We start from the raw sequence: 21,896 nt of genomic DNA on the forward strand, positions 1-21,896 counted from the left end.
ACGACGGTTGCGGTCATCTGCGCGTGGTGCTGTGATTCACCGGCCGGAGTGGCCGGTCAGGGCGCGCAGGTCGTCGAACGCCTGGAGAAGGTGATCGTCCAGGCTCTGCGACGAGTCGGCGATCCAGGCCGCGATCGCCTCGTGGAAGGCGGCCCACCCGGCCTGGGCGGCCAGCATGGCCTGCCGTTCGGCCACGCCGCGCTTGCGCAGCGCCTGCGCCACCGCCTCGGTGATGGCCGCGGCCTTGGCCAGCTCCCGCTCGCGCAGCGCGGGCGTCGCCGCGATGACCTCAAGGCGCGGCTCCGCGAACGGCCGGTTGCTCTCGGGGAGGTGCTTGACCTCGCGGAACGCGTGGAGCAGCAGGTCGAGCACGGGCAGGCCGTCGGGCGCCTCGGCCACCGCCTGCTCAAGCGCCGCGCGCAGCTCGGCCTCCCCGCTGAAGAGCACCTCGCGCTTGTCGGGGAAGTGCCGGAAGAACGTGCGCTCGTTGACGCCTGCCCGCGCGGCGATCTCGGCCGTGGTGGTCTGGTCGAACCCGCGCTCCCGGTACAGCTCCAGAGCCGCCTGTTGCAGGCGGCGGCGCGCTTCTGCTCCGCTTCGTGGCACGGTCCGCAGAATAGCTGAATGTCAGTCACTGGCGCTTCTTGACGCCAGTGACTGACACTACTTAAGGTCAGTGACTGGCATTTCTTTACGCCAGTCACTGACTTTAAGTGGGAGAGTTCCATGCATGTCTTCGTCACCGGCGGTACCGGCCAGACCGGCCCCACCGTCGTCGCCGAGCTCATCAGGGCCGGTCACACGGTCACCGGCCTCGCGCGCTCGGACGCCGCCGCCGCCAAGCTGGAGTCGCTGGGCGCCACTCCGCTGCGCGGCTCCATGGAGGACCTCGACAGCCTGCGCAGGGGCGCGGAGGCCGCCGACGGCGTGCTGCACATGGCGTACGTCATCGACTTCGCCGACCCCGACCGCATGAAGCGCGCCGACCTCGCCGCGATCGAGGCGCTCGGCCGGCCGCTCGAGGGCACGGGCAAGCCGTTCGTCATCACCTCGGGCACGGCGGTCATGCCCGAGGGCCGCGAGAGCACCGAGAAGGACGAGCCCGACAGGAACGGCCTGGCCGCCTACCGCGTCCCCAGCGAGGACGCCGCCCTGGCCTTCGCCGGTCGCGGAGTGCGCGCCATGGTGGTGCGCCTGGCCCCGACCGTCCACGGCCCGCAGGACCACGGCTTCATCCCCATGCTGATCGCCACCGCGCGCGAGAAGGGCGTCTCGGCGTACGTGGGGGACGGCTCCAACCGGTGGCCCGCCGTGCACCGGCAGGACGCGGCCGTCCTGTTCCGCCTGGCGCTGGAGAAGGCCCCGGCGGGCAGCGTGCTGCACGGCGTGGGCGAGAGCGCCGTCGTCTTCAAGAGCATCGCCGAGCTCATCGGCCGCCGCCTCGGCGTGCCCACGGTCTCTCTGACCCCGGAGGAGGCCGCCACGCACTACGCCAACCCGTTCCTGGCCCGGGTGTACGCCTTCGACGGGCCCGCCTCAAGCGCGTACACGCGCGAACTCCTCGGCTGGTCGCCCGAGCACCCCACGCTGCTCGACGACATCGAGCACGGCGACTACCTGGCCGCAGGCCCGGCGGCCTAGCGGTTCTCCGGGCGTCAGGACGACTGCCGCCTCCTCGGCCCGCCCGGCGGCGACCCCCGTGCCCAGGCGCTGACCCGCCGCGCCCACGACCCGCCTGCCGGGGAGGCATGCTGGAAGTCATCGCGCCGGCCCCGGCCCTCACGCCCGTCCGCGTCGGACCTGCCATGGACGAAGCACCGATGCTCGCCTACGGCCTGATCACGCCCGTGGCCGGGGAGCCCGGAGACGACCCCGCCACGATCACGGTGTACGACGTCGGCAACGAGACGGTGCCGCCACCTCCCAGGACCTGGGGAGGCGGCCCCCTCCAACAACAAGGACCGCCACCCCGCAACGGTGTCAGGCGAGCCAGCTCGCCACCTGCGACTTGACCTGGGAGTGCCAGCCGAGCGTGAGGTGGTTGGCGGTGGCGATGAGCGCGGTGCCTGACACGGTGCCGATGCCCGTCGTGGACAGCGCGCTGCTGACGAACACCACGCCGTCGCTGGGCCCGCGGTTCTCGTTGTAGATGCCCACGACGGTCGGCGATCCGCCGGCCAGCAGATACGTCTTCACCGACGACGGCACCCCGGCCTGCCGGATCCGCGAGATCAGCGACCCGGCGTCGATCGCGGCCTGGATGCCGGGACCGGCCGTGTAGAAGCCCTGGCCGCCGTAGTAGGTGGTGTACCAGTCCTGCTGGGTCTGGTCGATCCCGTACGTGCCGTCGAAGCGGGCCAGCATCTGCCGCTGCCCCGGGTAGGCGTCGTGCCCGCCGGTCGGCACGAACGAGAACTCCGGATGGTAGGCGTAGACGCCGTAGCAGGTCATGTGGGTGTGCGGCGACGGCGAGTTGATCCGGCCGCCGCATTCGGGCCAGATCGACAGGTCGTGCGCCCAGCCGTGCGCGAACGGGTAGTCGTAGCCGGCGTTCGGCCCGCCGATCGTGATGAGCTTGCGCACGTCGCCCGCGTACGAGCGGCCCCAGCTCGGCTTGACCGACGAGACGTACATGCGGGTCGACATCATGCCCTTGCTCCACCCCACCAGGTCCACGGACGAGACGCCGAGCCGGTCCTTGATGATCGCGATCGCGTCGCCGACCTGCTGGGCCTGCATGAGGTTGTCGCCCTCCTTGTGGGCGAACCCGATCGCGAACACCCGGTGACCGGCGTCGACCAGGTGCTGCATCAGCCCCGTACGCGGGCAGGTGAGCGCGCCGCAGCCGAACCCGCCGGATTCGCCGGGATTCGCCCAGGCCCGGTCGGGGTTGTCGTTGGCGCCGTGCACCAGCAGGACCGGGGTGGTCTTGGGGTTGGTGTTCCAGCCGGGCGCGTAGTAGAGCAGGAACCGGCCGGAGAAGGGCCGCTTGACGCCGCCGAAGAAGGTCAGGCGCTGACCGTCCTGGTCGCCGCGGCCGTCCGGCGGGTAGTCCTCCTGGGTGAAGCCGGGGGTGGTGTCGAGGTACCGCTCGACCTTGGCCCAGCCGTTGGCGACGCCGGTGTACGTGGCCTCCAAGGTGAGGTACGACGGGGTCGCGGCATGGGCGGTGGCCGGCACCAGCAGCGCGGCGAGCAGCACCGCGACCGTCCACAGATAACGCATCGGGCCTCCTGTCACAGGGATCCGGCGACCGCCACGGCGGCGTGCCGGCAACCCCGGAGATCGCCCGTTATCGTCACCGGATCCGAGCGGCCGTTCCAGCGCCGCCCGCCACACTTTCGCCGCGCCCCTGGTGTGCCCGAGGCACATTCAGCGGGAGGCGCGCAGCCGGGCGGTGGCCTCCTCGTCCACCTCGAACGTGACCGGGTCCACCGAGACGCCGTAGTCGCGGGCCGCCGCCTCCACGCTGACGAACCCGTTGCGGACGTCCGCCGCCACCCGCGCGGGCTCGCGTTCGAACGGGTCGCCGTAGCCGCCTCCGCCGCCGGTGTTGTTGACGAGCACCTCGCCCGCCTCCAGCCGGTTGTAGCTGCCGCCCTGCACCACCTCGCGGTCGGTGCCCGGGTTGAGTATGACGTGGTTGCTCTCGCCTGGCCTGCCGCCGCCGATGGCCCACGGCCGGGTCTTGGTCTTGTAGACCAGGCAGATGCCGGTGGAGGGCGCGGTGAAACGGTAGGTGCGGCCGACGCCGACGCCGCCCCGGTGCCGGCCTGGGCCGCCGCTGTCGGGGCGGTAGCCGTACCACTCGATGAACATCGGTGACTTGGTCTCCAGCACCTCCACCGGGTTGTTGCGGCAGCCGGGCTCCGACAGGTGCATGATGCCGTCCTCGCCGTCGCCGCCCGCGTGGCCGCCGAAGCCGACGGCCTCGTTGGTCGCCTCCAGCCACGCCTCGCCGGTGCGCGGGTTGACGCCGAGTCCCATCATCGAGCACACGTCGCCGCCCGAGCAGGCGGGCACGCGGTCCGGCATGCCCTGGGCCAGCGCCTTGAGCACGACCTCGCCGCCGAGCAGCCCGGTCCACAGCGTGAACGTCGGCATGGGCGGCACCGCGTGCATCACCGAGCCGGGCTCGGTGACCACCCGCAGCGGGCGGAAGTTGCCGGCGACGACGGGGGTGTCCGGCGTGGTGAGCGCCTTGAAGATGAGGCTGCAGAACGCCTCCGTCTGGCCGAGCGGCAGGTTGATCGGGCCTTTGACGTCGCGCTCGCTGCCGGTCCAGTCGATGACCATCTCGTCGTCGCTGATGGTGACGGTGACGTTCAGCTTGATCAGGCGGTCGGTGTCGATGCCGTCGCTGTCCACGAAGTCGTGCGCCGTCCAGGTGCCCTTGGGCAGCTTGGCCAGGGCCAGCCTGGCCAGCCGTTCGCCGTGGTCGTTGATGGCGTCCATGGCGGCGGTCAGCACCCCCGCGCCGTACTTGGCGGCGATCTGCTGGGTCCTGCGCACGCCGGTCACGCACGCCGACACCTGCGCCTGGATGTCGCCGATGGTCCGCTCGGGCATCCGGCTGTTGAAGCGGATGATGTTGAACACGTCGTCGTTCTGCACCCCGCGCCGGTAGAGCCGGGAGCAGGGGAAGAACAGGCCCTCCTGGTACATGTCGGTGGAGTCCAGGACGTAGCCGGGGTCCTTCTGCTTCAGGTCGAGCACGTGGATCCGGCAGGAGGCGAACCCGATCAGCTCGCCGTCGTGGTGGATGGGCGCGAAGACCAGCGGGTCGAGGGTGTGCGCGGAGGCCCAGTACGGATAGTTCAGGATGAACACGTCGCCGGGCTCCAGCGCGTCGCGGCCCAGGAACTCGATCGCCCGCTTGATGCCGTGGTCGTTGCCCCGGGTGAACACCGCGATGCCGGGCGCGTCGGCCACCACGTCGCCGTGGGCGTCGTGGATGCCGATGCCGTAGTCGTGGATCTCGTAGACGACCGTGTTGTACGCGGTGCGGCACAGGTTGCGTGCCATCTCGTCGGCGGCGGCGAGCAGGCCGTGCCGGATGATCTCCGTGGTGATGGAGTCCGTCGTGGTGGTGGTGCTCACTACTGCCTCCCGGTCCTGTCGTTCACGGAAATGACCAGCTCGCCGTAGCGGCCGACGCGCAGACTGTCGCCGGCGTGGATGACGGACGTGGCCGTGTGCTCGGTGATCACCGCGGGCCCGGTGATGAGGTCGCCCGCCAGCAGGTCCTCGCGGATGTAGACGCGGTATTCGGCGGCCGGCTCGTCCTCCGACAGGTAGACCCGGCGGGTGCCGGCCGGTCGCGGCTCGCCCGATGCGCGTTCGGGCATGGTGGGCAGCTCGGGTTTGTCGACGGTGCCGGTGGCGCGCAGCCGCAGCGTGGTGACCTCGACGGGGTCGTCCATCGTGTGGCCGTACTGCCGCTCGTGCAGCTCGGCGAAGGCGGACGCGACGGCCGCGCCGAACGTCTCGGGGTCGTCGGGACAGGAGACCGTGACCGAGTGCTCCTGCCCCTGGTAGCGGACGTCGAGCGTACGCGTCAGCACGCGCCGGTCGGGGCCGAAGCCCTCCGCTTCGAGCTGCTCGGCCGCCGCCGCCTCCATCTCCCGGTAGACGGCGTCGGCGGCGGGCGCGTCGAGGGAGGCCAGCGGGGTGACGAGGGTGCGGGCGTAGTCGTGCTGCACGTCCGCGAGCAGCATGCCGAACGCGGAGAACGCGCCCTGGCCCGGCGGCACGATCACGGTCGAGATGCCCAGCTCCCTGGCCACCTCGATGGCCACCAGGCCCCCTCCCCCGCCGAACGACAGCAGCGCGAAGTCCTTCGGGTCGCGCCCCAGCTCCACGGTGATCGCGCGGACCGCGCCCATGATCTTCATGGTGGAGATCTGCACGATGCCGCGCGCCAGCGCCTCGGTGGACAGGCCGAGCCGGGCGGCGATGGGCTGCAGCGCCTTGTCGGCCAGGTCGCGGTCGAGGGTGAGCGTGCCGCCGAGCGGGCTGTCGGCGCCGAGGTGGCCGAGCACCAGCGCGGCGTCGGTGAAGGTGGGGGCGGTGCCGCCCTTGCCGTACGAGGCGGGGCCCGGCGCCGCGCCCGCGCTCTGCGGGCCGACCTGCAGCGCGTCGGCCTCGTCCAGCCAGGCGATGGAGCCGCCGCCCGCGCCGATGGTGTGGATGTAGAGCGACGGCGTGTTGATGGGCAGTCCCTCGAACTCCGCGCCCTGGTAGAGGACCGGCTCGTGGTCGAGGATGAGCGAGGCGTCGAGGCTGGTGCCGCCCATGTCGATGGTGATGAGGTTGGGCTGGTCCAGCAGCCGCGACAGCGCCGCCGCGCCGATGACGCCGCCGGCGGGGCCGGACAGGATGAGGCTGACCGGCTGCTCGCGGGCCGCCTGCGCGGTCATCGCGCCGCCGCCGGAGCGGGTCATGAGGAACCGGCCCCGGAAGCCGTCGCCCGCCAGCTCGCCCTCCAGCTCGCGCAGGTAGCGGTGGACGATCGGCTTGACGTAGGCGTCCAGCACGGCGGTGCTGGTCCGCTCGTACTCGCGGTACTCCCTGGACAGCTCGTGCGACAGCGTGACCGCGACGCCGGGCGCGACCTCGGCGAGCACCTCCCGCATGCGCAGCTCGTGCTCGGGGTTGGCGTACGAGTGCAGGAACGCCACCGCGACGGAGCCATAGCCGCGCTCGGCGATGACGGTGGCCACCCGGCGGGCGTCCTCCTCGTCGAACGGCGTGTGCACGCTCCCGTCGAACAGGCACCGCTCGCGCACCTCGAAGGTGTCGTAGCGCTCCAGCAGCGCGGGCGGCTTGCGGTAGGTGATGTCGTAGTTGGTCCTGCGGTCGGTACGCCCGAGCAGGTAGACGTCACGGAAGCCCTTCGTCGCGATGACCGCGGTGCGCGCTCCCGTCCTGGTGAGCAGCGCGTTGAGGCCGAGCGTGGTGCCGTGCGTGAACATCGTGATGGCCGGCGTGCCGGACTCGGCCAGCGCGAAGGCGTTCATGACACCGCGCGCCGGCGCGTCCGGCGTGGTGGGGACCTTGCCGAAGCTGAGCGCGCCCGTCTCCGGGTTCAGCTCCACCACGTCGGTGAACGTGCCACCGACGTCGATCGCAAGCCTGCTCATCGTTCCGCCTTTCTGGGTAGTTCGTGCGTGGCCGCGAGCGATGGGGTCGGCGGGCCGGTCATCGTCGTCTGCTCGCCACGCTCAGCGCGACGGCGGCCAGGATGACCACGCCGGTCGTCAGGTCCTTGAAGAACGGGTTGGCGTTGAGGATGTCGAAGCCGTTGTCGATCAGCGCCAGCAGGTACACGCCGCAGACCGAGCGCCAGATCGCGCCGACGCCGCCGTAGATGCTGGTGCCGCCGAGGATGACCGCCGCGATCGCCAGCAGTTGCAGGCCGTCGCCCGCCTGCGGCTGCCCGGTGCCGATCCGCGACACCCCGATGGTGGCCGCGATGCCGGCGGCCAGGCCGCTGTAGAGGAACGTGTACAGCCTGATCCGGTTCACCCGGATGCCGGACAGCTCGGCGGCCTCGGCGTTGCCGCCGACGGACAGCACGTACCTGCCGAACGCGGTGCGGTTCAGCAGGAACCCCGACAGCAGGGCGAAGACCGCGAGGATGACGATCGCGTAGTAGACCGGGCCGATGCCGCCCCGCCCGAGCGCGGTGAACCCGCCGGCCGGGACGCTGATGAGGAAACCGCCGGTGATCAGCACGGCCAGCCCGCCGTACACGAGGCTGGAGGCCAGCGTCGCCAGGAACGAGTGGATGCGCAGCCGGGTGATCGCCACCCCGTTCACCAGGCCGAGCGCGGCCCCGGCGAGCGGCGCGGCGAGCAGGCCGAGCACCGGGCTGCCCAGGTGCACCGCGACCCAGGCGGCCACCACGTTGGCGACGCTGAAGATCGCCCCGGTGGACAGGTCGAAGCCGCCGCAGATGACGACCAGCGTCCCGGCCACCGCGATGATCGCCAGCGGGGCGTTCTGGTTGAGGATGTTCAGCAGGTTCGTGAGGGTGAGGAACGACGACGTCGACACGCTCAGCACCACGAAGAGCGCCACGAGCATGATGAGGACGGCGTAGTGGCGCACCAGGGCCTGGCACGTTGACGCCGGTGGTTCCCGCGCGCGCCGGTGCGGTGGCGGTCATGGCCTTCCCTCCCTGGAAGTTTCTGCGGGCTGCTCCACCTCGAAGAGGCGCTGCAGGATCTCGTCGACGGACGTGCCGGGGCCGGGGACCTCGCCGACGATCGAGCCGCCGCGTACGAGGTGGACCCGGTGGCTGAGCCCGGCGACCTCCTCCAGCTCGGAGGAGATGAGCAGGATGCCGGTGCCGGCCGTGGCGATCTCCACGATGAGCTGGTAGATGCGGGACTTGGCGCCGACGTCCACGCCTCTGGTGGGCTCGTCGAGTATCAGCAGCTCGGGGCGGCCGAGCAGCCACTTGGCGAACAGCACCTTCTGCTGATTGCCGCCGGAGTAGACCGCGATGTCGCCGTCGAGCGCGGCCGGGCGTACGCCGAGACGCTCGATCAGCTCGCGCACCGCCGCCCGCTCGCCGCCGCGCGACAGCACGCCCGCGCGGGTGAAGCGGCGCAGGTGCGGCAGCGTCACGTTCTCCAGGACCGGGCGGAGCAGCACCAGGCCCTGGGCGCGGCGGTCCTCGGGGATCATGGCCATGCCGCGGGCGATCGACGCGCGCGGCGAGGCGTCCGTGACCGGCTCCCCGCGGAACAGCACCTCACCGGAGCCGATGCGGTCGCAGCCGAACAGCGCGCGGGCGATCTCCGTACGGCCGCTGCCGACCAGCCCGGCCAGCCCGACGATCTCGCCGGGGCGCACCCGCAGCGACACGCCGCTGACCGCGCCCGCGTGCACGTCGCGCATCTCGGCCACCGGCGGCGTGTCGGGGGGCGGCGCGGGCGGGCGTTCGGGCAGCAGCATGTCGGCGGGCTCGCCGAGCATGGCCTCGACCAGGCCGGCCTTGGTCTCCTGCGCGGCGGGCGCCGTCCTGATCACCCGGCCGTCCCGCATGACCGTGACGCGGTCGCAGTTGGCGAGCACGTCGTCGAGGAAGTGGGTGACGTAGACGACGGTGGTGCCGCGCTCGCGCAGCCAGCGCATGATCTCGTGCAGCCGCTCGCTCTCGTCGGCGGTGAGCGACGACGTGGGCTCGTCCATGACGATGATCCGCGCGTCCCGGGCCAGGGCCCGCATGATCTCGACCTTCTGCTGGTCGGCGATCGGCAGGCTCTGGACCGGCGCGTCGGCGGGCAGCCCGAAACCGCAGAGCTTCTCCAGCTCCCGGTAGCGGGCGTCCAGGTCCCGGTGCAGGACGCCGAACGTGCGGTGCTCCCGGCCGAGGAACACGTTCTCCGCCACGGTCAGCGCCGGGACCAGGCACAGCTCCTGCGCGATGATCACGACGCCGGCGTCCTGCGCCCGCCTGGTGTCCCAGCGCTGCACCGCCCGGCCGAACACCTCGAGCTCGCCCGAGTCCGGCTGGTAGAGCCCGCCGATGACCTTGCCGAGCGTGGACTTGCCCGCGCCGTTCTCGCCGACCAGGCCGTGCACCTCGCCCTCGAAGAGGGACAGCGACACCGAGTCGAGCGCCTGCGTGGAGCCGAAGCGGACGGACAGCTCGCGTACGGTGGCGGCCACCGCCGGTGCCGGTCCGCCCATCAATCGGCCCACTCGCCGGCGAAGTCGGGGTGCTCGTCCAGGATCTCCTTGGTGACGATCACCGGTACGGGGCCCAGCGTGTTGGCGTCGATCACCGGGGTGACCGGCTTGCCGCGCACCGCGTTGACCACCTGCTCCAGCGCGGCCCTGCCCATGCTGTTGGGGAAGTCCACCTGGTCGGCGGCCCATGTGCCTGCGCGTACCTGCTTGATGGCCTCCTGGTTGCCGCCGCCGCCCGTCACGTACATCTTGCTCAGGTCGTATCCGGCGCTCTCCAGCGCGACCTGGGCGCCGATGGTCTGCTGGTCGGCGTTGGACAGCACTACGTCGAGCTTGGGGTTGGCCTGCAGGATGTTCTGCATGGCCTTCAGCGAGGTGTCGCGGTCGTAGTTGCCCTGGCCGGTGGCGACGACCTTGATGTTGGGATGCCCGTCGAGCACCGACCGGTACGCCTTGTTGCGCAGGTTGTCGAACGGGAACTGAAGCTGGCCGATGAGGATCGCGACCCGGCACGGGTCCTTGTCCTCGCAGTACTCGACGACGCCTTCCGCGAGTTTCTTGGAGTTCTCCTCCGTGTTGGCCGCCACAGTGGAGACGATGCCCTCGACCTGCGGCTTCAACTCCGTCAGGTTCGGGCCGACGGGGAAGAGCGTGGTCACCACGGGGATCTTGGCCTGGGCCGCCGCCGGGATGGCGGCCGCGATGCCGACGTTGTCGTTGGGCACCAGCACGATGCCGTCGTAGGTGCCCTGGCTTGCGACGTTCTGCACCTGGTTGAACTGGGTCTGGCTGTCGAACTTGCCGTCGAAGATCGTCACCTCGACGTCGCCGTACTCTTTGGCCTTGGCCACGGCGCCGTCGTACACGGCCTTGTTGAAGCCGTTCTGGCTGGAGGAGGCGAGCAGGGCGATGCGCACCTGGCCCGATTTGCCGCTGGGGGCGGCGCTTGCGGAGGAGTAGACCTGGGAGACGTCGGAGTTGCAGCCCGCGAGGGTCAGGCTGACAAGCGCGGAGGCCGCGATCACCAGTCTGCGTTGGGGGTTGGACAGTGGTTTCACAGGCACCTCTATTTCATGGTGCGTATGTTTCCGCAGGTAGCGACCTGTCTTGAATCAGTACCATGTCACACTGCAACTCGTGGGTCAACGGTGCAATGTCATTCGATAGACGCCGCCGCTTCCCGAGATATATGCGTTTTGCATAGAATTTCGGTATGAAGTCGGCACTGGAGGCGGCCGTCAACGAGTGGCACGCGAGCGTGAACGACGGCGACCTGGAGCGCTCGGCGCGGGCGGTCGGCGATCCGGTCGTCGTCCTGGGGCCGAAGGGCGCGGGACCGATCACGCCCGAGCAGTTCGCGCAGTGGGTGGAGCGCTCCGGGATCAGGCTGCGGCCGCGCTCGTGGCATCCGGTCAGCGAGCGCCTCATGGTCGTGGAGCAGGACGCCACCTGGCCGCAGAGCCAGGAGCCGGTACGCGTGGCGACGGTCTTCCGGGTGGCCGGGGGCAAGGTGACGGCCGCTCTCCGGCTGCCGGATCTGCGGCAGGCGCTGGAGCTGGCGTACATCTGCCGCGAGATGGCGGCCACCGAGTGAGCGCCATGGGGCCGGGGCAGGTGCTGTTCGCGTTCGTCCGGCACTGGTCGCGCAGGCCCGCCCTGACCGGCGGCGGCAAGGTGTCCGAACACGGCCGGCTCGTCCTCGTCACCGAGGCCGTCCACGCGCTGGCCCGGCGCGGGGCCGAGGCGACGGTCAACGCGGTGGCGCACGAGATCGGCATCGACCAGAGCGGCGCGTCCCGGCTGGTCAAGAGCGCGGTGGCGGCCGGGTACCTCACGCTGCGCGCGTCTGAGGCGGACGGCCGCCGGCGCGAGGCCGCGCTCACGCCCCTCGGTCACACCCTGCTCGACCAGGCCCACGAATGGCAGGAGCAGGTCTTCGAACGGCTGACGGAGGGCTGGAGCGAGCAGCGCCGCCGCGACTTCCAGCGGGCGATGGAGGAGCTGATCTGACCGCTCGTACGCGCTGGACGCCTGAGCCGTCAGCCCTGACGGGCGCGGTCGGCGTTGGCCATGATGGCGTCGTGGATGTACCGGGACAGCCCCGGCGCCATGTCGTCGTAGTTGCGGCCGATCCGCTGGTTGGCGAGGTAGGCCCTGGCCAGCTCGCGGTGGACGTCGTGGTCACAGTCGTGAAAGCGCCGGTGCAGGTGCAGCCGGTGCTCTTCGGCCAGGTCCATGACGGCGGGGTCGTCAGCGGGCAGGCCGGCGTTCATCGCCTCCAGCAGCCGCCGGTGGATGCCCGCCTGCTCCTCGCGGATCTCGGCCCAGTCGGCGGCCGAGTACGCCGATGAGCGCTCCCGGCGCTGCCGCCACTGCGCGGAGCCGCCGAACAGCTCTTCCGCCCGTGCCGCGTTGTCCTCCAGACGGGTGCTGCCGATGATCTCCAGCCGCTCCTGGGGGGTGAGGGTGAGGCCGAGCCTGCGCGCGCCGAGCTCCCTGTCGATGGCGGCGACCATGGCCTGCTGCCGCTGGATGCGTTCGCCGAGCAGCGCGCGCTGCTCCCGCAGCCGGTCGGTGTCGTCGCGGGCCGGGTCGGCCAGGATGGCGGCGATCGCGTCGAGGCCGAAGTCCAGCTCCCGGTAGAACAGGATGCGCTGCAACCTGCGCAGGTCGTCGTCGGAGTAGAGCCGGTAGCCCGCCGGGCTGCGCTCGCTCGGCGTCAGCAGGCCGATCTCGTCGTAGTGGTGCAGCGTGCGTACGGAGACGCCGGTCAGGTCGGCGATGACGCCGACGGTGTACTCGCGTGCGGTCATGCGCACACTGTGCCGCCTGACGCGGCGTGCGGGTCAAACCCCCGCTCAAGCGGCGGCGAGCAGCGCGTTCGCGCGGGACAGGACGGTGGCGAGCACGCGGCCGGCGGTGGCCAGGTCTTCCTCCGGCAGGTCGCCCCACAGCTCGCCGGTGATGCGGGTGATGGCGGCGCGGACCTCACCCCACTGGGCCTGGCCGCGCTCGGTGACCTCGACGGTGCCGTCCTGGCCGATGCGCAGCAGGCCGTGGCCGGCCAGCTCGGCGATGCGGCGGTGCGCCGTGGCGTGGTCGACCTTCAGCGAGTGGGCCGCCTGCTCGGCGAGGGCGTCACCTGAGAGGGGCTCGCCGCTGGTCGCCGCGAGGGTGAGCGTCACCCACTGGGGTTCGGTGATGCCGGTCCCGGCCAGCAGCCGGTCGAGGAGGGCGTTGAGCGCCTTCTCGGTCTGTCCGACGACTCGGGTGCTGAAGGTGTGGTCGGTGGTCATACGGGCATCCTTTTCGTTGGTTGAGCCAATGTTGGCCTAACCAACGATAGCGCCATTCGTGGGTGGCGCCAACGTTTTTGCTAGATTCGGCCCGTGAACACCCCCGAAGGGCCGCCGCCCGAGCGGCTGCGTACGCTGCCGAGCAGGCTGACCAACGGCGCGGCACTGATCGCCAACCGGATCGTGGACCAGGCGCTCGCCCAGGCGGGCGCGCGCCGCTACCACTACGCCCTGCTCGCCACCGTGGAGGAGTACGGCCCGGCCAGCCAGGCCGCGCTCGGCCGCCGCACCGGCATCGACCGCAGCGACGTGGTGGCCGCCGTCAACGACCTCGCCGCCCAGGGCCTGCTCGAACGCGCACCCGACCCGGACGACCGCCGCCGCAACATCATCACCATCACCCCGGCGGGCCGGAAGCGCCTCGCCGACCTCGACCGGCTGCTCGCCGCCGCCCAGGACGCATACCTCGCCCCGCTCTCCCCCGCCGACCGGCGGACCCTGACCGACCTCCTCACCCGTCTGGTCGAGCACCACGCCTGACCATCGCGTACGCCCGCCTCAGGCGGCGACGTAGCGATCGCTCGCCTCCCCCCGCAGGTGGCCGGGCGGCAGCTTCCTGCCGTACGTGAGCAGCAGCAGGTCCTGCGCCGAGCCGATCAGCGGGACGCCGTCACCGTACGACCAGTCGAGGTCGTCGGCGCACAGCCGCACCCCGTCGAGCTTCGCGCCGAAGAAGCGCAGCGTGAAGGGCCTGACCTGCTCCAACAGGACGCGCACGCGCTCCTCGGGAACGCGGCGGCCGAGCCCGAGCGCGACGGAGATGTCCAGGCCGTGCACCACGTCATGCCCCAGCGCCGCCGCGATCCCGCCGACCGGCGGCCTCCAGGGGTGGCGGGCGTTGTCGCGGATCGCGCCGGCCAGCTCCGCCGTGGACATGGCGGCGGCGTCGAGGCGGGCGCGGCGGTCGGCCATCCTGTTGACGCCGCCTCCTGCCTTGACCAGCTCCCAGGCCATCTTCGGCAGCGAGTACCTGAAGCCCATCGACATGTGCGCCGCGACCTCCCGTACCCGCCAGCCGGTGCACAGGGTCGGCGCGTCCCACTGGGCCGGTGAGAGGTCGTCCAGGAGTTCCGCCAGCTCAGTACGTTCGGCGGCGATGGCGGTGGTGATGTCCACGTGGTCGCTTCTTCCTCATAGGCGTCTTGATAACGAGATTACGGTAATAATGGGATTATGAGAAAAACAAGGGCGGAGACCAAGGACCGCAACCGCCGGGCCCTGCTGGAGGCCGCGCACCGCATCGTCGCCCGCGACGGCCACCGCGCCCGCCTGGACGAGATCGCCGAGCAGGCCGGCCTGACCACCGGCGCCGTCTACTCGCTCTTCGGCAGCAAGAACGACCTGCTCATCGCCCTGGTCACGGACTACCTCGCCCCGCACTACGACGGCATCGAGCAGGCGGTCTCCCCCGAGATGGGCGTGGCCGAGACGGTGGAGGTCTTCGCCCGCCACTACCGCCGCACGTGCGACGACCCCGACGCGCTGCGCCGGCTGTCGTTCGAGATCAGCCTCCAGGACCTGGCGCTGCGCGACCCCGGGCTACGGTCCAAGCTCGCCGCCTCCGTACGGGCGCACGAGGAACGCCTGACCGCGCTGCTGTCCGGCAGGTCCCACGACGGGCACGCCCTCACCCCGGCCCAGGCGCACCGGCTGGCCACCGCCCTGCGCGCGCTGCTGGTCGGCCTGAGCCAGGGCGTCATCCTCGGCCTCGCCGAGAACGCCTCCGCCGACTACTTCGCCGCCGCCGCCCGCGCCCTGGTCACCCCCGCCGTCCTCGGCCCCGCTCAGCCGCCGAGCTCCAGGTGAACGCGCCGCACGCTGAAATGCGCTGCGCCGCGCCGGCGCTCCGCTCCGCTGTCGTGGTCATGGTGAACCAGCGCGGTTCACGCCGTACACCGCCAGCCGCCGTACGTGGCGTACGGCCACGAGCGGCACCGTCACGCCGATCAGGTTGCACCACGCCACCGCGGCGTAGAAGCCGTCCGCGCTGCCCGTGGCGCGTGCCGCCGCCGCGCCGGTCGCGACGATCAGGCCGAAGTAGATCGCGTTGAGCGCGATGGCCAGGAAGCCGCCGCCGGTCTCCTCCATGATGGTCAGCGCGGCGAGCACGGGCCCTTGGACGGCGTACGTGAGCGCCACGGCCCCCAGGTAGGCGCCCGCCTCCACGGCCACCCCCGCGTCACCGCCGATCAGCCGGGCCAGCGGGTCGTGCAGCGACCACACCAGGGCCGCGATCGCCACGTACGTCACGACGGTGGCCTCGATGCCGCCGCGCATCGAGGTACCCAGCCGCCGCCGTTCGCCCGCGCCGCGCTGCTGGTTGATGATGATCGCCGTGGCCGTGCCCAGGGCCATGCCCGGCAGCAGCACGACGTTCTGGATGGTCGCGACGACCGTGAACCCGGCAACGGCGTTCTCCCCGTAGTCTCCGAGTACGCCGATGGCCGCGAGGTTGTACGCGGAGATCACGAGGAAGGACAGCGCGATGGGCACGCCGATCCGGCGCAGGTCGGCGAGCACCTCGCGCCGCCAGACGCGTACGGCCGCCGGATGCCACAGCTCGGTGCGGCGCAGCAGCGCACAGCCCATGGCCAGGCCGGTCACAGCGGCCGCCGCCTCGGCGACGGGCACCGCCGCGATCCCGATGCCGGTGCCGAGCCCGAGCCCGGCCACGAGGCCGACCCGCACGCCCGCCGTGCAGGCGACCAGGACGGTGGCCTGCCGTACGTACCCGTAGCCGCGCAGGCTGGACGCGCACAGCTCCTCCCCGGCGATCAGCAGACCCGCGGCGCTGGTCCAGCGCAGGAAGGAGACGAACGTGTCCCGCAACCCGGCGTCCACGTCAAGCAGACCGGGCAGGGCGGGCGCGGCGACCGCGAGGACGAGGCACAGGGCCGCGCCAAGGCCGAGCCACACTCGGGCCAGGCCGGCCGCGTTCGCCATGACGTCCTGGGGACGTCCGGCCCCTTTGCTGATCGCGGCGGCGACCTGGTTGCTGACCGCGAAGCCCACGCTCAGGGCGAGGACGATGAGGCTGACCGGCTGGTACAGGGAGCGTACGTAGATCGCCTCTCCCCCCATGCGCCCGAGAACGGCGATGACGCCGAGCTGGGCGGCGAAGTTCAGCGACCCGGCCACGAACAGGGGACCGGCGAGGCCGGAGATCCTTCGCCGCACCTGCCGTCTCTCGTGGGCGGGCGAGGAGACCATGCGGACCTCCGGGGACGCGGCGGCTCGGGCGGGGACGGACCCGCGGACGATAACGAGATTCCTCGTGGAATGTCCATGCGCGCCGGGCCGCGTCGATGGCCGGCGCGCAATGAGCCGGTGACGTCCCCGTTCGGCCGCACCCCCACCGACCGGGTCGCTCGCGGTCGCGACGGTCAAGCCGGCGACCGCGCTGCTCCTCCGGTCGTCAGGTCCTGCTCAGGAACTCGGCGAGGCGGACCGGGGCGTCGCCGCCGTGTCCGGCCGAGATGGCGGCGTCCACGGTGCCCTTGGCGGTGCGGGTGAGCGTCGCGGAGATCCCGGTCTCCTCCAGGACGTGGACGATGTGGTCGAGGCTCGCGGCCACCGACGTCAGGGAGGCCGAGTCCGCCCCGGAGAAGCGTCCCGCGTCGATGTCGGCGGCGAGTCCGGGCAGCAGCTCGGCGACCAGGCCCGCCATCTGCTGGGCGTGCGGCGCGAGCGCGGTGGCCGGCACGTTCTGCCGGGCCGCGAGCGCGAACGAGTGCATCAGCCCGGCGATCGAGGTCCAGAACAGGTTCAGCAGAGCGACGTCGAAGCTCGCCGCCCTGCCGGGGTCGTCCCCGAGGTGCACGGCCGCGCCGCCCAGCGCCGCCAGCGTGGGCCGGTGGCGCTCGAAGAGGCCGGCGGGGCCGCTGTAGAGGACGCGCGTCGCCTCCGTGCCGATGGCCGCCGCGGGAGTCATGATCGAGCCGTCGAGATAGCGTACGCCCAGGTCGTTCGCCTTGGCGGCCAGCTCGCGCGCGCGTCCTGGCCCGTCCGAGGTGAGGTTCACCAGCGTGGTCGCGGGCAGCGGCCCGCCGGACTCGGCCCGCGCCTGGTCGAGGATGGCCTCCACGGCGTTCGCGTCGATGACGCAGACGATGGCCAGTTCGGCGGCGTCGAGCGCGGCCAGCGGGCCGTCGGCGAGTACCGCGCCGCGGGCGACGAGCTCGCCCGCCTTGCCCGCCGTTCTGTTCCACACCATGGTCGGGTGGCCGGCGGCGAGGAACGCCCCGGCGATCGCCCGTCCCATCGGCCCCATGCCGAGCACGGACACCGGGGCATGCGAAAGCTGCTGAGTCATGGTGGTGATCCCCCGTCATTCGTTGACGCCGAAGTTCGCCGTTACGCTAAACGTTCACGTTGGCGTGAAGGTCAAGCTGGGAGGCGGCGGCAGGTGCGGATCAGTGCTCTGGCCCGGCGTACGGGGGTGAGCGCCCGTGCGCTGCGCTACTACGAGGAGAAGGGGCTGCTGGTCCCCGAACGTACGTCCGCCGGCTACCGCGTCTACACCGAAGAGCACGTCGAGACCGTGCGCCGCATCCGGATCCTGCTCGCGGCGGGGCTCAACAGCGACATGGTCCGCGAGATCCTGCCCTGCATGGTGGCCGACGGCGAGTTCCTGGCGCCCGGCTGTGAGGACCTCATCGCCGAGTTCGAACGCGAGCTACAGCGCATCGACACGCAGATCGCCGAGCTGCACGACGTACGGTCGGCGCTGACCGGCATCATCACCGCAGGAAAGGCACTCGCGAGCCGTTAGCAGGCCGTATCACCACGACGCGCCGTCTCGCGGGGTGGGTCGTCGAAGAGCGCGAGCTCGTCATCGCCGGGAGCCTGGAAGATCTTGGCGTACCTCTCCATCGCCTCGCGGCTGATCGGCGCCGTCCCCGGCACTCGCTCCCGGTTCCGGGCATCGACGCGCCGCCACAGCTCCTCGAACGGCGCGGTGAGGTAACGCAACTCGGTGCGAACGCCGAGGGCGCGCCCGACCGCCAGCATCTCGTCGCGCTCGGCCCGCGTCCAGAACCCGGACTCCAGCACCACACTCTGTCCGAGCCGCAGCAGATCCTGGGTGTGGACGGTGAACCGCCGCTCCAGCCGGGCCCGCGTGGGCTCGTCGAACAGGTCGATGCCGAGGTCCGCCAGCCACTCGTCCGGGGACAGCCGCACGGCGGGGATCTCGCGCGCCAGCCGCTTGGCCAGCGTCGTCTTGCCCGAGCCGGGCAACCCGCACAGCAGGATCATCCTGGGCTCGCCATCCATGGGGCACCTCCGGCCTGAACGTCACCCTGAAAATCCTCCCGCAACCGCGCCCCGGCCGGAAAGGTCACTTACGGCCGGACGGCGGCCACCCGCTTGCCGACCCTGATGACCGGCGCGCTCTCGGCCTGCCGCACTCCGGTTCGGCCAGGAGCCGGTCGAGGTGGACGGTGATGGCGTGGGCGTCGGTCCCGGCCGGCGCCATCAGACGGTGCCTTCCAGGTCACCGCGCATCCGTACACCCGTGCGCAGGACGCCCGCGAGCGCAACGCCTCGTCGCCGAGGCCGATGCCGTAGGCGTTGGGCGACGTGGCCACCACGTGCTGGTAGGCCGGCATCGGAAAAACGATGCGGCAAACCCTCCCGGCCTCAGCAGCCCTCGGGCGGGATATTCGCAGGTCGGGCGGGTAGATGCCGGGGCCGGAGGAGCGCATGCTGGGGTTGCCTGAGGGAATTCGCGGTTGCCTGTTCGACATGGACGGCGTGCTGACGCGCACGGCCACCGTCCACGCCGCCGCGTGGAAATCGATGTTCGACGAGTTCCTCCGCGCGTGGGCCGCCAAGACGGGCACGCCGTTCGTGCCGTTCGACAAGGTCGCCGACTACGACCGCTACGTGGACGGCAAGAAACGCGCGGACGGGGCGCGGAGCTTCCTGCGGTCGCGCGGCATCGACCTGCCCGAGGGCACGCCCGGCGACCCGCCGGGCGCGATGACCGTGCAGGGGCTGAGCAACCGCAAGAACGAGCTCGTCCAGGCCGTCATCGAGCGGGACGGCGTGCAGGTCTTCCCCGGCTCGGTCCGGTACGTGGACGAGGTCAGGCGGGCCGGGCTGCGCACGGCGGTGGTGTCGTCGAGCGCCAACACCGCGCAGGTGCTGGCGGCGGCCGGGATCGCCGACAGGTTCATGGCGAGGATCGACGGCGTCGTGGCGAAAGAGCGGCGGCTGGCGGGCAAGCCGGCGCCCGACATGTACGTGGCGGCGGCCGAGGCGCTGGGGCTCAAGGCGGCCGAGTCCGCGGTGTTCGAGGACGCGCTGGCGGGGGTGGCGGCGGGCCGCGCGGGAGGGTTCGGGTTCGTGGTCGGCGTCGACCGCGCCGGCCAGGCGGACGCGCTGCGCGCCAACGGCGCCGACGTCGTCGTAGGCGACCTGCGAGAGCTGCTGACGCACGAGGACGCGCGATGATCCGGCATCCGGCGTTCACGATCGAGCCGTGGGCCCTGCGGGAGCGGCGGCTGGACCTGGGCGTGCTGGCCCAGACCGAGTCGGTGTTCGCCCTGTCCAACGGGCACATCGGGCTGCGCGGCAACCTCGACGAGGGCGAGCCGCACGCCGAGCCGGGCACGTACCTCAACGGGTTCTACGAGCTGCGCCCGCTGCCGTACGCGGAGGCCGGCTACGGCTACCCGGAGTCCGGCCAGACGGTCGTCAACGTCACCAACGGCAAGGTGATCCGGCTGCTGGTCGAGGACGAGCCGTTCGACCTGCGCTACGGCACGCTCCACGAGCACGAGCGGGTGCTCGACCTGCGGGCGGGCACGCTCACCCGCAACGTGCACTGGAGCTCACCGACCGGCACGCCGGTGCGCATCCGATCGACGCGGCTGGTGTCGTTCACCCATCGCGCGGTCGCCGCCATCCGGTACGAGGTGCAGGCCGTCGGCCGCCCGATCCGCGTCGTCGTCCAGTCGGAGCTGGTCGCCAACGAGATGGGCACGCCGGCCTCCGGCGACCCGCGAGCCGCCGCGCCGCTGCGCTCCCCGCTGATCGGTGAGGAGAACGTCACCAGCGACGACGGCCTGGCGATCATGGTGCACCGCACCCGCGACAGCGGCCTGCGCCTGGCGGCAGGCATGTGGCACGAGATCGACGGTCCGGACGAGACGCTGGCCGAGGGGCGGGGCGGCGACGACGTCAGCCGGATGACCGTGGCCACGCGCCTGTCGCCCGGCCAGACGCTGCGGGTGGTGAAGCTCTTCTCGTACGGCTGGTCGCGCCGCCGCTCGCGGCCCGCCCTGCACGACCAGGTGGCCGCGGCTTTGGCGGCGGCCCGGCTGACCGGCTGGGACGGGCTCTGCGCCGACCAGCGGCGTTTCCTCGACGCCTTCTGGGACGGCGCGGACGTGGAGGTGGAGGGCGACGACGAGGTGCAGCAGGCGGTCCGGTTCGGCATGTTCCACCTGCTGCAGTCATCGGCGCGGCTGGAGAAGCGGCCGATCCCGGCCAAGGGCCTGACCGGCTCCGGGTACGACGGCCACACGTTCTGGGACACCGAGATCTTCGTCATGCCGGTGCTCACCTACACCTATCCCCGCGCCGTCGCGGACGCGCTGTGCTGGCGGTACGCCACGCTGCCCCTGGCCAGGGAGCGGGCACGGCAGCTCGGACTGCGCGGCGCCGCCTTCCCCTGGCGGACCATCCACGGCGAGGAGTGCTCCGGCTACTGGCCGGCCGGGACCGCCGCCTTCCACGTCAACGCCGACATCGCGCACGCGGTCACCCAGTACGTGGACGCCCGTCAGGACGAGGAGTTCGACCGGGACACCGGCCTGCCGCTGCTGGTCGAGACCGCCCGGCTGTGGTGCTCGCTCGGCCACCACGACACGACCGGGCACTATCGCATCGACGGCGTGACCGGTCCGGACGAGTACACCGCGGTCGCCGACAACAACCTCTACACGAACCTGCTGACCCAGCAGAACCTCCGCGAGGCCGCCGCCGCGGCCGAGCGTCACCCGGAGCGGGCGGCCGAGCTCGGAGTCACCCAGGAGGAGATCCGCCGCTGGCGCGCGGGCGCGGAGGCGATGACCGTCCCCTACGACGAGCGGCTCGGCGTGCACCAGCAGAGCGACGACTTCACCCGGCACGCGCCGTGGGACTTCGACGCGACCGGACCCGACAAGTACCCGCTGCTGCTGCACTTCCCCTACTTCGACCTCTACCGCCGGCAGGTGGTCGAGCAGGCGGACGTCGTGCTCGCCATGCACCTGCGCCCCGACGCGTTCACGCCCGAGCAGAAGGCCAGGAACTTCGCCTACTACGAGGCGCTGACCGTGCGCGACTCGTCCCTGTCGGCCTGCACGCAGGCGGTCATCGCCGCCGAGGTCGGCCATCTGGAGCTGGCCTACCGCTACCTCGGCGAGGCCGCCCTGATGGACCTCGACGACCTGGAGAAGAACACGGTGGACGGCGTGCACATGGCCTCGCTCGCGGGGGCGTGGATCGCGCTGGTGTCGGGGTTCGGCGGGATGCGCGCGGGCGGCGGGCGGCTGCGCTTCTCGCCGTGCCTGCCCTCCCGGATCACCCGGCTCGGCTTCCGGCTGCGCTATCGCGGCAGCCGGCTGTCGGTCAGCGCGACGCGGGAGGCGACGACGTACCGGCTGCTGGAAGGCCCGCCGCTCACGCTGCTGCACCACGGCGAGGAGGTCGAGCTGGGCGCCGAGGAGGTCACCCGGCCCAACCCGCCGCGCCATGAGCCGGATCAGGAGGTACGCCAGCCGCCCGGCCGCGAGCCCCGCCCCCGCTCCTGAGCGCCACGCCGCCCGGCCGCGAGCCCCGCCCCCGCCG

Annotated in this window: 21 protein-coding genes; 8 read left to right on the forward strand and 13 right to left on the reverse strand. The window is 71.8% G+C overall.

The annotated features are described in order from the left end of the window. Window positions 1-36: 36 nt before the first annotated feature. Entirely contained in the window at window positions 37-606 is a 570-nt protein-coding gene (locus ACFMQL_RS35060; protein WP_364050861.1) for a TetR family transcriptional regulator, read from the reverse strand. A 120-nt stretch (window positions 607-726) separates the two neighbouring features. On the opposite strand from ACFMQL_RS35060, the gene ACFMQL_RS35065 reads away from it, so the two are divergent. Then, on the forward strand, window positions 727-1,641 hold the full coding sequence (locus ACFMQL_RS35065) for an SDR family oxidoreductase (RefSeq protein WP_364050858.1): 915 nt from the start codon (window positions 727-729) through the stop codon (window positions 1,639-1,641). Window positions 1,642-1,980: 339 nt separating this feature from the next. On the opposite strand, the gene ACFMQL_RS35070 is transcribed toward ACFMQL_RS35065, so the two are convergent. The 6 genes from ACFMQL_RS35070 to ACFMQL_RS35095 form a co-directional block, all read right to left on the reverse strand. Continuing rightward, on the reverse strand, window positions 1,981-3,225 hold the full coding sequence (locus tag ACFMQL_RS35070) for a hypothetical protein (RefSeq protein WP_364050834.1): 1,245 nt from the start codon (window positions 3,223-3,225) through the stop codon (window positions 1,981-1,983). A 147-nt stretch (window positions 3,226-3,372) separates the two neighbouring features. After that, window positions 3,373-5,100, reverse strand: a complete 1,728-nt coding sequence (locus ACFMQL_RS35075) for a hydantoinase B/oxoprolinase family protein (RefSeq protein WP_364050831.1) — start codon at window positions 5,098-5,100, stop codon at window positions 3,373-3,375. Further along, on the reverse strand, window positions 5,100-7,142 hold the full coding sequence (locus tag ACFMQL_RS35080) for a hydantoinase/oxoprolinase family protein (RefSeq protein WP_378789087.1): 2,043 nt from the start codon (window positions 7,140-7,142) through the stop codon (window positions 5,100-5,102). The genes ACFMQL_RS35075 and ACFMQL_RS35080 overlap by 1 nt, the downstream gene beginning before the upstream one ends. A 58-nt stretch (window positions 7,143-7,200) precedes the next feature. Beyond that, window positions 7,201-8,112 carry an ABC transporter permease gene (locus ACFMQL_RS35085; RefSeq protein ID WP_378789089.1) on the reverse strand — a complete coding sequence of 304 codons (912 nt, stop codon included), beginning with the start codon at window positions 8,110-8,112 and terminating at the stop codon, window positions 7,201-7,203. Between the two features lie 54 nt (window positions 8,113-8,166). Next, entirely contained in the window at window positions 8,167-9,702 is a 1,536-nt protein-coding gene (locus tag ACFMQL_RS35090; protein WP_378789091.1) for a sugar ABC transporter ATP-binding protein, read from the reverse strand. Then, window positions 9,702-10,766: a sugar ABC transporter substrate-binding protein gene (locus ACFMQL_RS35095; RefSeq protein WP_378789093.1), complete on the reverse strand. Its 1,065-nt coding sequence runs from the start codon at window positions 10,764-10,766 to the stop codon at window positions 9,702-9,704. The genes ACFMQL_RS35090 and ACFMQL_RS35095 overlap by 1 nt, the downstream gene beginning before the upstream one ends. A 149-nt stretch (window positions 10,767-10,915) precedes the next feature. Here ACFMQL_RS35095 and ACFMQL_RS35100 point away from each other — a divergent pair, with 149 nt between their 5' ends. Then, a complete protein-coding gene (locus ACFMQL_RS35100; protein ID WP_378789095.1) occupies window positions 10,916-11,296 on the forward strand; it encodes a hypothetical protein in 381 nt (126 codons plus the stop codon). A gap of 5 nt (window positions 11,297-11,301) precedes the next feature. Continuing rightward, window positions 11,302-11,712: a MarR family winged helix-turn-helix transcriptional regulator gene (locus ACFMQL_RS35105; protein WP_378790244.1), complete on the forward strand. Its 411-nt coding sequence runs from the start codon at window positions 11,302-11,304 to the stop codon at window positions 11,710-11,712. A 29-nt stretch (window positions 11,713-11,741) separates the two neighbouring features. Here the strand turns inward: ACFMQL_RS35105 and ACFMQL_RS35110 are convergent, their stop codons facing one another. Together ACFMQL_RS35110 and ACFMQL_RS35115 are read right to left on the reverse strand one after the other, a co-directional pair. Continuing rightward, window positions 11,742-12,515 (reverse strand): MerR family transcriptional regulator, encoded by a 774-nt coding sequence (locus tag ACFMQL_RS35110; RefSeq protein WP_378789097.1) that lies wholly within the window; start codon window positions 12,513-12,515, stop codon window positions 11,742-11,744. Window positions 12,516-12,560: 45 nt separating this feature from the next. Beyond that, window positions 12,561-12,998, reverse strand: a complete 438-nt coding sequence (locus ACFMQL_RS35115) for a hypothetical protein (protein WP_364050810.1) — start codon at window positions 12,996-12,998, stop codon at window positions 12,561-12,563. A 93-nt stretch (window positions 12,999-13,091) separates the two neighbouring features. Here ACFMQL_RS35115 and ACFMQL_RS35120 point away from each other — a divergent pair, with 93 nt between their 5' ends. Continuing rightward, the gene (locus ACFMQL_RS35120) at window positions 13,092-13,538 is read left to right on the forward strand and encodes a MarR family winged helix-turn-helix transcriptional regulator (RefSeq protein ID WP_364050807.1); all 447 of its coding nucleotides are present in this window, start codon (window positions 13,092-13,094) and stop codon (window positions 13,536-13,538) included. A gap of 18 nt (window positions 13,539-13,556) precedes the next feature. Here the strand turns inward: ACFMQL_RS35120 and ACFMQL_RS35125 are convergent, their stop codons facing one another. After that, complete coding sequence (locus tag ACFMQL_RS35125; RefSeq protein WP_364050804.1) at window positions 13,557-14,174, reverse strand: maleylpyruvate isomerase family mycothiol-dependent enzyme; 618 nt, start codon at window positions 14,172-14,174, stop codon at window positions 13,557-13,559. 57 nt (window positions 14,175-14,231) lie between these two features. Here ACFMQL_RS35125 and ACFMQL_RS35130 point away from each other — a divergent pair, with 57 nt between their 5' ends. Further along, complete coding sequence (locus ACFMQL_RS35130) at window positions 14,232-14,864, forward strand: TetR/AcrR family transcriptional regulator (RefSeq protein ID WP_378789100.1); 633 nt, start codon at window positions 14,232-14,234, stop codon at window positions 14,862-14,864. A 57-nt stretch (window positions 14,865-14,921) separates the two neighbouring features. Here ACFMQL_RS35130 and ACFMQL_RS35135 read toward each other — a convergent pair whose 3' ends face one another. Continuing rightward, the gene (locus ACFMQL_RS35135) at window positions 14,922-16,235 is read right to left on the reverse strand and encodes an MATE family efflux transporter (protein WP_364050798.1); all 1,314 of its coding nucleotides are present in this window, start codon (window positions 16,233-16,235) and stop codon (window positions 14,922-14,924) included. Window positions 16,236-16,473: 238 nt separating this feature from the next. Next, window positions 16,474-17,370 carry an NAD(P)-dependent oxidoreductase gene (locus ACFMQL_RS35140; RefSeq protein WP_378789102.1) on the reverse strand — a complete coding sequence of 299 codons (897 nt, stop codon included), beginning with the start codon at window positions 17,368-17,370 and terminating at the stop codon, window positions 16,474-16,476. A 93-nt stretch (window positions 17,371-17,463) separates the two neighbouring features. Here ACFMQL_RS35140 and ACFMQL_RS35145 point away from each other — a divergent pair, with 93 nt between their 5' ends. Continuing rightward, window positions 17,464-17,829 carry a MerR family transcriptional regulator gene (locus tag ACFMQL_RS35145; RefSeq protein WP_364050792.1) on the forward strand — a complete coding sequence of 122 codons (366 nt, stop codon included), beginning with the start codon at window positions 17,464-17,466 and terminating at the stop codon, window positions 17,827-17,829. Here the strand turns inward: ACFMQL_RS35145 and ACFMQL_RS35150 are convergent. Beyond that, window positions 17,826-18,332 carry an AAA family ATPase gene (locus tag ACFMQL_RS35150; RefSeq protein WP_364050789.1) on the reverse strand — a complete coding sequence of 169 codons (507 nt, stop codon included), beginning with the start codon at window positions 18,330-18,332 and terminating at the stop codon, window positions 17,826-17,828. The two genes, ACFMQL_RS35145 and ACFMQL_RS35150, sit on opposite strands and share 4 nt — an antisense overlap. A gap of 429 nt (window positions 18,333-18,761) precedes the next feature. On the opposite strand from ACFMQL_RS35150, the gene ACFMQL_RS35155 reads away from it, so the two are divergent. Both ACFMQL_RS35155 and ACFMQL_RS35160 read left to right on the forward strand, forming a co-directional pair. Next, window positions 18,762-19,514, forward strand: a complete 753-nt coding sequence (locus ACFMQL_RS35155) for a beta-phosphoglucomutase family hydrolase (protein WP_364050786.1) — start codon at window positions 18,762-18,764, stop codon at window positions 19,512-19,514. Continuing rightward, a complete protein-coding gene (locus ACFMQL_RS35160) occupies window positions 19,511-21,859 on the forward strand; it encodes a glycoside hydrolase family 65 protein (protein WP_378789105.1) in 2,349 nt (782 codons plus the stop codon). The genes ACFMQL_RS35155 and ACFMQL_RS35160 overlap by 4 nt, the downstream gene beginning before the upstream one ends. The last annotated feature ends 37 nt before the right edge of the window (window positions 21,860-21,896 follow it).

It is taken from the genome of Nonomuraea fastidiosa (assembly GCF_042751225.1).
GTDB classification, from domain to species: Bacteria; Actinomycetota; Actinomycetes; order Streptosporangiales; family Streptosporangiaceae; genus Nonomuraea; species Nonomuraea fastidiosa.